The organism is Rhizobium sp. Leaf262, assembly GCF_001422245.1.
Classification (GTDB): Bacteria; Pseudomonadota; Alphaproteobacteria; order Rhizobiales; family Rhizobiaceae; genus Agrobacterium.
Genome location: NZ_LMMM01000012.1, coordinates 330,653 through 340,637, shown reverse-complemented (window position 1 = coordinate 340,637; position 9,985 = coordinate 330,653). Strand labels below are relative to the sequence as shown.

The window sequence follows — 9,985 nt, the reverse complement described above, 5'->3', positions numbered from 1 at the left end:
TGCGCTGTGGATCGCCCTTGCGGAGAACGGATCGATGGCTGCGGGCGCTTCGTCAGAATGAAGCCTCGCATCCTCGAGGGCAGATGTGGCCGAACTGGCAGGGCGATGAACCGGCAACGGGCCATCGCCACCCGGAGGGGTAAGGGTCGGACCTTGAAATGTCCGACCGTTCCAACGGCAAGGTTCCCCTTGCTCTCCCGGGTTCTGCCAGCCGTGGCAAGAGGATCGCTATCTGGCCAAAAGAGCTGAACGGGGCGCTGCGAGGTGCCATTTTATAGACTACCCAACGAGGCAACTTACAGCGCCCCGTCCGAATACCCATGGCCGCAAATGGCGGTGGGCACCTGAGAGAAGGTCATGCCACGGGCAGGTGCTGCCGCGTGAACGGCGAAGCTTGTGTGACAGGTGGCCGGGATTTTTGACAGGATTGGATTTGGAGGGTGTGGCTGGATGCTTCGAGGCTTTGTCCTTCGGCCAAAGCGCCTCAGCATGAGGGCGGTGGGTGTGGCGGGCCTTGCCCTGGAGAGGGCGGAGGAAGGGACTGGGCAAACGCAGCAACCCTCATCCATCATCCTGAGCCTGTCGAAGGAGAGGTGCGCAGGCGCAGCCGGAGCCTCGAAGGACGCGGGTTGCGGGCTTGGGGCACGAGTGCGCGGCTGGATGCTTCGAGGCCCCTGCGGGGCGCCTCAGCACGAGGGCAGTGGGTGTGGCAGCCTCAACCTCATCGAAAGGGCAGCGTATGCCACTCACCCCCCTCTGGCCTGCCGGCCATCTCCCCCACAGGTGGGGAGATCGAATCGCGGATAGCGCTCGAACATCTCTGCCGCTGCGGGTTGATTGGGGAGCGTGCCCCCAGCCGATCTCCCTCCTTGTGGGGGAGATGGCCGGCAGGCCAGAGGGGGGTGAGCGGCTGGCTCCGGCGCCAGACATTTGGATGCAACCTGGCGCCTACGCCACCATTGGGGATGAGCTTGCTCCGACGCTAGACCGTTCCCCTTTGCCAAATGAAGCGCTCCCAAACCTCCATATCACTCCAAACGGCGAGGGCGAATCTACAACCCCAACCCCTCAAACAGCGCCGTCGAAAGATACCGTTCCGCAAAGGACGGGATGATCACCACGATGGTCTTGCCCGCGTTTTCCTCGCGTGCGCCGATCTTGATGGCGGCAGCCAGCGCACCGCCGGAGGAGATGCCGACGGGGACGCCTTCGAGACGGGCGACGAGGCGGGCGGTTTCGAAGGCTTCGTCATTGGTGACGGTGACGATTTCGTCGTAGATTTTCGTGTCGAGAACAGCGGGCGCGAAGCCTGCGCCGATGCCTTGAATCTTGTGCGGCCCCGGATTGCCGCCTGAAAGAACCGGGCTGTCGGCGGGCTCCACGGCGACGACCTTCAGGTCCGGTTTGCGGCCTTTCAGCACCTGGCCCACGCCGGTAATCGTGCCACCGGTGCCGATGCCGGAAACGAAGATATCGACGTCACCATTTGTGTCGTTCCAGATTTCCTCGGCTGTCGTCTTACGGTGAATTTCAGGGTTGGCCGGGTTTTCGAACTGCTGCGGAATGATCGCATCGGGAAGCGTTTCGGCCAGCTCATGCGCCTTGGAAATCGCTCCCTTCATGCCCTTGGGGCCTTCGGTCAGAACCAGCTCGGCACCGAGCAGCGCCAGCATCTTGCGGCGCTCGATGGACATGGTCTCGGGCATGGTGAGGATCAGCTTGTAACCCTTGGCAGCGGCGGCGAAGGCAAGTGCAATGCCGGTATTGCCGGATGTCGGCTCGATCAGCGTCGTCTTGCCGGGCGAAATCCGGCCCTGCGCTTCCAGCGCTTCGATCATGGCGACGCCGATACGGTCCTTGACCGAGGCGATGGGGTTGAAGAATTCAAGCTTGGCGAGGATCGTCGCCTTGACACCCTTGTCCGCGGCCAGCTTGTCGAGGCGCACCAGGGGCGTATCGCCGATCGTCTCGGTGATCGAGGAATAGATCCGTCCGCGTCCGGGTTTTCTGGCTTCAGACATGGCATGCTCCCATTGTGTCGCTGCAAAGAATTTTGCGCAGAATAGGAGGAATGGTCTGATGACGCTAGAGAACCAGAATGCGTATATGGCGCGATATGCGGTATGTCATACTCAAGATCGTCACGCTTTGAGACGATTGTTTCACGTCGCGCGGGTGGCGATCATCGCAGCCGTTGCTGCCAGAATGCCGGCCGCCGTCCGGTTGAGCAGGACGAGCGCTGTGGGTCGTTTCAGCAGCAACCGGGCCTTGGACGCCAGCAGGATATAGGGCAGCAGAACCGCCATCAGCACGGCAAAGGTCACCGCCAGCAACGTGATATATTCGCTGCTGCCGATGATGCGGATGTCGATCAGGGTCGGCACCAGCGCGACGTAAAACAGCATGGTCTTTGGGTTGCCGAGCGTGATCAGCAGACCTGAGAGAAACGACATGGCGATGCTCGTGCTCTTTTTCGCCTGCAAATCCTGCGGCAGAAGGCCTGCCGTCCAGAGCTTCCAGGCGATATAGAGCAGATAGGCCGCACCGGCGATTTTCAGGATCATGAAGGCTTCCTGAAAGGTCTGCGCCACGAAGGCGAGGCCCAAAATAACGGCGGTGAGATAGACCATATCGCCCAGCACCAGCCCAAGACCCATGAAGAAGGTTTCGCGAAAGCCGGAGCCCAGCGCCCGCGCCACGATGGCTGTCATGCCGGGGCCGGGGATGGCGGCGGCGATGAAGAGAGCGGTGGCATAGGTGATGAGCGTTGCAATGGTCACGACGAGGTCCCCGGAAAATCGGTTCTCCCGATATAGCACGACGCGCGGTTTTGAAAAGCACGACCAGCGCAAAAGCACAAAGCCCGCGACGAGGCGGGCTTTGCTGGTTTGACAATGTGAAGAGAGATTAGAGGAACGGGCGGTCCGGCATGTCGTCGATGCTGATGACGCCGTCATTGTTCTTGTCGAGGCGCGTGAACATTTTCTCGCCAGCGGCTGTAAATTCTGCCTTGCTGATCTGGCCGTTGCCATCGGTGTCGACCATGGCGAACATCGCGTTCATGCGACCGCCGTGGCCACCTTTGCCGCCCATGCCACCGTGACGACCCTCATGCTTGCGGCCTTCATGGCCCTTGCGGTCTGCCTGGTCTGGGCCGCCTTTTTTGTCATCCGGGCCATCGGTATTGGCACGCTCAGGGCGTGGATTGGCTTCACGGAAAGCTTCCATCTTGGCCTTGCGATAGTCACGCATTTCCTTTGGTGTAATCGAGCCATCCTTGTTGGCGTCGATTTCAGTGAAAAGCGCGTCCTGGCGGGCGGCGAACTCTTCCTTGGTGATCTTGCCGTCCTTATTGGCATCGGCTGTCTTCAGCAGATAGACATAGGCCAGTTCCGGGCGCATGGGCGGGCCGTGTCTGTCTGGGCCACCCCGTGGTGCCGCCATGGCGATTGGAGCCGCCGCGCTCAACATAAGGGCTGCGCCAAGTGCGGTGAGAGTCAATTTTCTCGTAATCATGGTTGGTTACCTTTTCCTTTGGTGTCCCTCTCGGAAAAACTAATCCGCGCATGTCACTACCGCCACTTAAACATCAGTAATGTGCATGACAAATCGGTAACATGCCTCAGCCTGCCGGTGCGGTCAGGCCCTTGAGGAAAGAGGTCAGATCATCGGTGATGAAATCGATATGCTCATCGGTAACATCAGGAATTTCCCAGCGCTCCATGACGATGCCTTCCAGATTGCGCGGCACCAGCAGCACCGTCTTCATGCCCAGAGCCTTCGGTGCCGTCAGGTTGCGCGGCAGGTCCTCGAACATGGCGGCCTTGGTCGTATCGAGCTTGGCAAGGGCTGCGAATTTCTCGTAGGTCGCGCTGGCTGGCTTGGGCAGATAATCGGCAGCGACGATATCGAAGATGTCCTCGAAATGGTCGAGAATGCCCAGTGCGCCAGCGGCAGCTTGCGCATGCGGCACGCTGCCATTGGTCAGAATGAACTTGCGGCCCGGCAGCGCCTTGATCGCCTCGCCCAGTTCCGGGTTGGGCAGAAGTGCTGAATAATCGATCGCATGCGCCCGCTCCAGAAAGGCATTTGGGTCGATGCCGTAATGGATCATCAGGCCCTGAAGCGTGGTGCCATGCTCATGGTAATAACGCTTCTGCAACGCCCGCGCCTCGTCCGGCTCCAGTTGGAGGAGTTCTGCGACATAGGCGGTCATGTTTTTATCGATCTGCGAAAACAGGTTTACCTCATGCGGATAAAGCGTGTTGTCGAGATCGAACACCCATTCGGTCACATGCGAGAAATCGGCGGCATTCGGTTCGTTTTTCGGTTTTGTGCTCATGGCCTTCTTATGCCCTGTCATCGGCACAAATAAAATCGAAAAGGCGACGCCTGGAGCACTTTGCCGCCTTGGGGCGGAAAGCTGCGACGTGATAATTTACGCGGCATGGAACTCTGGATACCCATCACCATAGCCGCTGCCTTCATGCAGAACCTGCGCTCCGCCTTGCAAAAGCATTTGCAGGGCTCGCTCGGCACGCGCGGCGCCAGTTTCGTGCGCTTTGGTTATGGCTTCCCCATCGCCATCCTCTACGTGCTGTTACTGCATTTTGTGGCAAAGCAGATTTTCCCGACCTTCAGCACGGCCTTTTTCATCTGGGCGGTGGTGGGCGGTCTGGCGCAAATCTACGCCACCATGCTGTTGGTGCATCTGTTTTCGCTGCGCAACTTCGCCGTCGGCACGGCCTATTCGAAGACGGAGCCGGTGCAGGCCGCGCTGTTCGGTTTCGTCATTCTGGGCGAAAAGCTGACGCCGGGCGCGATCATGGCCATCATCGTCGGTGTCATAGGCGTGATGACGATATCCATGGCGCGGCTGCCGCTATCGTGGAAAAACACCGTCACGGCCATGACCAGCCGCACCGCACTGATCGGCATCGCCTCGGGCGGTGTCTTCGGCATATCGGCAGTAGCTTACAGAAGCGCGTCGCTGTCCTTGGAAGGCGCGGGGCCGATCATGTCGGCTGCGGTGACGCTCGCCTGCGTCACGACGTTTCAGACCGCCTTCATGCTGGTGTGGATGGCGTGGAAGGACAAACGCGAGATCGTGCAGGTTCTCGTCACATGGCGCTCATCGTCTCTGGTCGGCATTGCGGGCGTGCTGGGCTCGGCGGGCTGGTTCACGGCCATGACGCTCCAACAGGTGGCCTATGTGAGGGCGCTCGGACAGATCGAGCTGGTCTTCACCTTCATGGCGTCTTGGTTCCTGTTTCGCGAACGGGTCAACGCCATGGAGCTTGCAGGATGCCTGCTGATCGTCAGCGGCATCCTGGGATTGCTGTTCTGGTAAATCTGCGGAAAATCAGGGAACGATGAGCGTGCCTGCGCCTTCGGTAAAGATTTCCAACAGAACCGAGTGTGCCGTCTTGCCGTTGAGAATGACGACGCCCTGAACGCCTGCCTTGATGGCCTCGATGCAGGTTTCGACCTTGGGGATCATGCCGCCGGAAATCGTGCCGTCCTTGATCAGCGCGCGCGCCTGCGAGACCGTCAGTTCCTTGATCAGTTCCTTGTTCTTGTCGAGAACGCCTTCGACGTCTGTGAGGAACAGCAGGCGGCTGGCATGCAGCGCACCAGCAATGGCACCGGCAAAGGTATCGGCATTGATGTTGTAGGTCGCACCGTCACGGCCCGGAGCCACCGGTGCGATGACCGGGATCATCTCCGACTTGGCCAGAAGGTCCAGCAGCGTGCGGTCGACTTCCACCACTTCACCGACGAAGCCGAGGTCGAGTACGCGCTCGATATTGCTGTCGGGATCAATGACGGTCTTCTTGGCCTTTTCGGCAAAGACCATGTTGCCGTCCTTGCCGCACAGGCCGATGGCCCATTCGCCGGTCTGGTTGATGAGGGCGACGATTTCCTTGTTGATCGAACCGGCCAGAACCATTTCGACGATTTCGACCGTCTTGGCATCGGTGACGCGCAGGCCGCCTTCGAATTTCGATTCGATGCCCATCTTGGAGAGCATCGCGCCGATCTGCGGGCCGCCGCCATGGACGACGATGGGGTTGATACCGGACTGCTTGAGAAGGGCGATGTCTTCGGCAAAGGCCTTGCCGAGGCCGCTGTCGCCCATGGCATGACCGCCATATTTCACGACGATGGTCTTGTTTTCGTATTTCTGCATGAAGGGCAGGGCCTGCGCCAGAAGCCGGGCCTGCATTTCGCTTTCGGAAGACGCCATGGAAACTAACCTCGTCGTTGAATGCCGCGCTTTTAACCCAAGTTTTTGACGGATGAAACAACGGACAGCCCATCGCGGGCAGAAAATTCAATCGTGATCGCCTCTGACTCCTCAGCCGGTTGACATAACGGCGCAATCGGACCAGCTTTGTTGCCGGGGGCGTGGACGCGTATCTGCCAGGGGCGGGCGGTACAGCCGTCATGATGATGGCATCGCGTCAAAGCCAGGAGTTCGATGACGGATGAGCTTGCCGGATCGGGAGAAGCGTTGCGGTTTGAAAGACGAGGTGCTGGCGGGCGAATACGTCCTCGGCGCATTGACTGCCGATGCGCGTGCCGAACTTGCCAAACGCATGAAGACGGATCGCCAGTTTGCCGCCATGGTGCGCCGCTGGCAGGACAATCTCACAGACACCGACAGACATGAGCGCCGGTCCTTTTCCTCCTATGTCGATGCGTCCAAGAAACACGAACGACACCAAACCCATGACAGGTTGCACCAACGCAGGTATCGGCGTTTTTCCATCGTGGCTGCTTTGTGGAATTCGGTGCGCTTCTGGCGGCTGGCGACATCGGCAGCGTTGTTGTGGGCAGCGGTGCTGCTCTTCACGTTCCCTTCAGTCTAATCGCAGACCAGACCGGGAAGATCAAAGCGGCACCTGTTTCGGGCCGCTTTGATCGATATCAGAGGCTGATGGTCCTGACGATTTCGTCACGAACGAGATCCAGACCCGAGGACTTTTCCGAGGAGGTGGCCAGCACCTCCGGATAGGCGGCAGGGCGCTTGCGGATTTTTTCCAGCGTTTCGTTGATAAGCCGCGGAACGCCAACATCCTTGATCTTGTCGGTTTTGGTCAAAATGACCTGATAGGACACGGCAGCCTTATCGAGAAGCGACAGAACGTCCTCATCGTTTTTCTTGATGCCATGGCGGGAATCGATCAGCACATAGACCCGCTTCAGGGTTGCGCGACCGCGCAGATAGTCGAAGACGAGCTTTGTCCAGGCGTCGACCTGGTCTTTCGGCGCCTGCGCATAGCCATAGCCCGGCATGTCGACCAGAGCCATGGGCGGCAGATCGCTTGCTTCGCCAGAATAGCCATCTGGAACGAAATAGTTCAGTTCCTGTGTCCGGCCCGGCGTGTTTGACGTGCGCGCCAGCCCTTTATGGCCGACGAGCGCGTTGATGAGAGATGACTTGCCAACGTTTGAGCGTCCGGCAAAGGCGATCTCGGGCGGGCCTTCCGGTGGCAGGAATTTCATGGCGGGCACGCCGCGAATGAAAATCCAGGGCCGTCCGAAGAGCGGCTTTTCCGCCGCCGGTTGCCCGCCTTTGATGTCAGTCGTCATTTCGATTGCACCGGCTTTCGCTTGAACAACGATTTCAGATTATCGAACAGTTCGATCTTGGCGCCGTGACGCTTCATGATCAGAGCCTGCTGCGAAATCGACAGCGTGTTGTTCCATGCCCAGTAGATGACGAGACCCGCAGGGAACGACGCCAGCATGAAGGTGAAGATCAGCGGCATCCAGGTGAAGATCATCGCCTGGGTCGGATCTGGAGGCGTCGGGTTCATACGCATCTGCATGAACATGGTGATGCCCATGATGATAGGCCACACGCCGATCATCAGCATATGCGGTGGCGTAAACGGCAGGAGACCGAACAGGTTGAAGAGCGAGGTCGGATCGGGCGCCGAGAGGTCGTGAATCCAGCCAAAGAACGGCGCGTGGCGCATTTCGATGGTGACGTAGATGACCTTGTAGAGCGCGAAGAACACCGGAATCTGCAACAGCATCGGCCAGCAACCGGCCACCGGATTGATCTTCTCTTCCTTGTAGAGCGCCATCATCGCCTGCTGCATGGCCATGCGGTCATCGCCATGTTTGGCTTTCAGCTCCTCCATCTTCGGCTGCACGCGCTTCATGTTGGCCATGGAGGCGTATTGCTTGCTGGCCAGCGGGAAGAACAGGAGTTTCACGACGATGGTGGTGAGCAGGATGGCCACACCGAAGTTGCCAAAATAACGGAAGAAGAAATCCATCAGTTTGAACATCGGCTTGGTGATGAAGTAGAACCAGCCCCAGTCGATCAGAAGATCGAACTTCGGAATGCTGTATTCATGCTCGTAGCGGTCGACCAGCGGCACTTCCTTGGCACCTGCAAAGACGAGATTCTTCAGCTCGATCGACTGGCCGGGCGCAACGGTAACCGCATCTGCACGGTAATCGGCCTGATAGCGTGGCTGGCCGTCCGTGAAGTGCGTGTAACGGGATTCGACCGGAAGGGTCTGCGGTGGAATGATGGCTGCTGCCCAATACTTGTCGGTAATGCCAAGCCAGCCACCAGTCGCCTTAGGCGATGTGAAAGGCTTTTCCTCGATGTTCTTGTAGCTCTCTTCCGCCAGACTTCCGTCTGCTCCGGCAACGCCGAGGAAGCCTTCGAAAATGACGAAGACGGGAGGCGTGACCGGCTTGTTGTTGCGGGTGATGCGACCGTAAGTCGAAAACGAGATCGGCTCCTGGCCGGGGTTCTCCACCTTGTCAGTCACCGTGATCATGTAGTGATCGTCGATCGACAGCGTGCGGGTGAAGACGACGCCCTTGTCGTTGGTGAACGACAGCGCGACCGGGGTCGATTCCGTCAGCTTGGAGCCGGAGGCCACGGTCCAGACGGTTGAGGGGCCAGGAACGGTGCCCACGGCCTCACCGGCGATATAGCCGAGTTCCGTGAAATAGCCGTCATGGGTATCCGACGGTGAAAACAGGGTAATCAGCGGGCTCGAGTCGTCGACCGTCTCATGGTAGTCCTTGAGGCGGATATCGTCGAGACGTGCGCCCGTCAGGTTGATGGAGCCCTGGATGGCGTTGGTATCGATCTGGACGCGCTGCGACTTTGCAAGTGCTTCGTCGCGCGAAACGGTGGCTGCCTGCTGGCCTGTCGCACCGGGCAGGGTGCCTGCAGGCTGTGTGGTGCCAGGGGCCGCGCCCGCCGTTGTTTGCTGGGTCTGCTGCGTCGCCTGCTGCGCCTGACGAGCCTCTTCGGCGCGGCGCTGCTGTTCGATACGCGGGTTCATGTACAGGAACTGCCAGGCTAGTACGATGACAACCGAAAGGCCTATCGCGATAAAGTAGTTGCGGTTTTTTTCCATCATTCTTTCCTGGGGCGGGTCTCCCGGGCGCGTCCGGATTTTGCGCGTCCCTTGATCCGCTCTATGAGCAAGTGTTCCAGTACGGCAAATTCGGTATTCAATGCGTCCCTTCGGGCGACAATCACATAGTCATGTCCGGGCTGCATTGCAAACCCGGCCGAAAGCCTGACGGCTTCCCTCAAACGGCGGCGCATTCGATTGCGTTCAACCGCATTACCTTGGCGTTTGGTGACCGTAAAGCCGACCCTTGGTTCGGTTTCGGGTGCCTTGCGATCCAGAACCTCCAGAAGAAAGGTGCTGCCTCGCCGTTTTTCTCCTGCCTGAACAGCAAGAAACTCCGGTCGGTTTTTCAACCGACCGGGTATTTTCTTCTCATGCGTCATGTGCCACGACTTTCATCGGGCTAAGGCCCAATTAGGCCGAAAGACGGGCGCGGCCGCGTGCGCGGCGAGCAGCCAGAACCTTACGACCGCCGGCAGTTGCCATGCGGGCACGGAAACCATGACGACGCTTGCGAACAAGCTTGGATGGCTGGAAAGTACGCTTAGACATTTATTTAATACCGCGGGGTGCGGCCCTTCTTGACT

General features: G+C 59.1%; 11 protein-coding genes. 2 read left to right on the top strand and 9 right to left on the bottom strand.

What is annotated here, in order from left to right; all coding sequences use genetic code 11:
* Positions 1-1,052 precede the first annotated feature (1,052 nt).
* The 4 genes from cysK to ASF29_RS12605 form a co-directional block, all read right to left on the bottom strand.
* Positions 1,053-2,021, bottom strand: a complete 969-nt coding sequence (gene cysK / locus ASF29_RS12620) for a cysteine synthase A (protein ID WP_062451016.1) — start codon at positions 2,019-2,021, stop codon at positions 1,053-1,055.
* Between the two features lie 141 nt (positions 2,022-2,162).
* Entirely contained in the window at positions 2,163-2,780 is a 618-nt protein-coding gene (locus ASF29_RS12615) for a LysE family translocator (protein ID WP_062451015.1), read from the bottom strand.
* Between the two features lie 127 nt (positions 2,781-2,907).
* Positions 2,908-3,516 (bottom strand): EF-hand domain-containing protein, encoded by a 609-nt coding sequence (locus ASF29_RS12610; RefSeq protein ID WP_062451014.1) that lies wholly within the window; start codon positions 3,514-3,516, stop codon positions 2,908-2,910.
* Between the two features lie 106 nt (positions 3,517-3,622).
* A complete protein-coding gene (locus ASF29_RS12605; protein ID WP_062451013.1) occupies positions 3,623-4,342 on the bottom strand; it encodes a pyrimidine 5'-nucleotidase in 720 nt (239 codons plus the stop codon).
* A gap of 105 nt (positions 4,343-4,447) precedes the next feature.
* On the opposite strand from ASF29_RS12605, the gene ASF29_RS12600 reads away from it, so the two are divergent.
* Positions 4,448-5,350: a DMT family transporter gene (locus ASF29_RS12600; RefSeq protein ID WP_062451012.1), complete on the top strand. Its 903-nt coding sequence runs from the start codon at positions 4,448-4,450 to the stop codon at positions 5,348-5,350.
* Between the two features lie 12 nt (positions 5,351-5,362).
* Here ASF29_RS12600 and argB read toward each other — a convergent pair whose 3' ends face one another.
* Positions 5,363-6,247: an acetylglutamate kinase gene (gene argB / locus ASF29_RS12595; protein ID WP_062451011.1), complete on the bottom strand. Its 885-nt coding sequence runs from the start codon at positions 6,245-6,247 to the stop codon at positions 5,363-5,365.
* Positions 6,248-6,488: 241 nt separating this feature from the next.
* On the opposite strand from argB, the gene ASF29_RS12590 reads away from it, so the two are divergent.
* A complete protein-coding gene (locus ASF29_RS12590) occupies positions 6,489-6,872 on the top strand; it encodes a hypothetical protein (RefSeq protein ID WP_062451010.1) in 384 nt (127 codons plus the stop codon).
* A gap of 58 nt (positions 6,873-6,930) precedes the next feature.
* On the opposite strand, the gene yihA is transcribed toward ASF29_RS12590, so the two are convergent.
* The 4 genes from yihA to rpmH are packed head-to-tail and all read right to left on the bottom strand — an operon-like array spanning position 6,931 to position 9,950.
* Positions 6,931-7,596 (bottom strand): ribosome biogenesis GTP-binding protein YihA/YsxC, encoded by a 666-nt coding sequence (gene yihA, locus ASF29_RS12585; protein ID WP_062451009.1) that lies wholly within the window; start codon positions 7,594-7,596, stop codon positions 6,931-6,933.
* Positions 7,593-9,398: a membrane protein insertase YidC gene (gene yidC, locus ASF29_RS12580; protein WP_062451008.1), complete on the bottom strand. Its 1,806-nt coding sequence runs from the start codon at positions 9,396-9,398 to the stop codon at positions 7,593-7,595. Before yidC ends, yihA begins: the two co-directional genes overlap by 4 nt.
* Entirely contained in the window at positions 9,398-9,781 is a 384-nt protein-coding gene (gene rnpA, locus ASF29_RS12575; protein WP_062451007.1) for a ribonuclease P protein component, read from the bottom strand. The genes yidC and rnpA overlap by 1 nt, the downstream gene beginning before the upstream one ends.
* A gap of 31 nt (positions 9,782-9,812) precedes the next feature.
* On the bottom strand, positions 9,813-9,950 hold the full coding sequence (rpmH, locus tag ASF29_RS12570) for a 50S ribosomal protein L34 (RefSeq protein WP_010972613.1): 138 nt from the start codon (positions 9,948-9,950) through the stop codon (positions 9,813-9,815).
* Positions 9,951-9,985 lie beyond the last annotated feature (35 nt).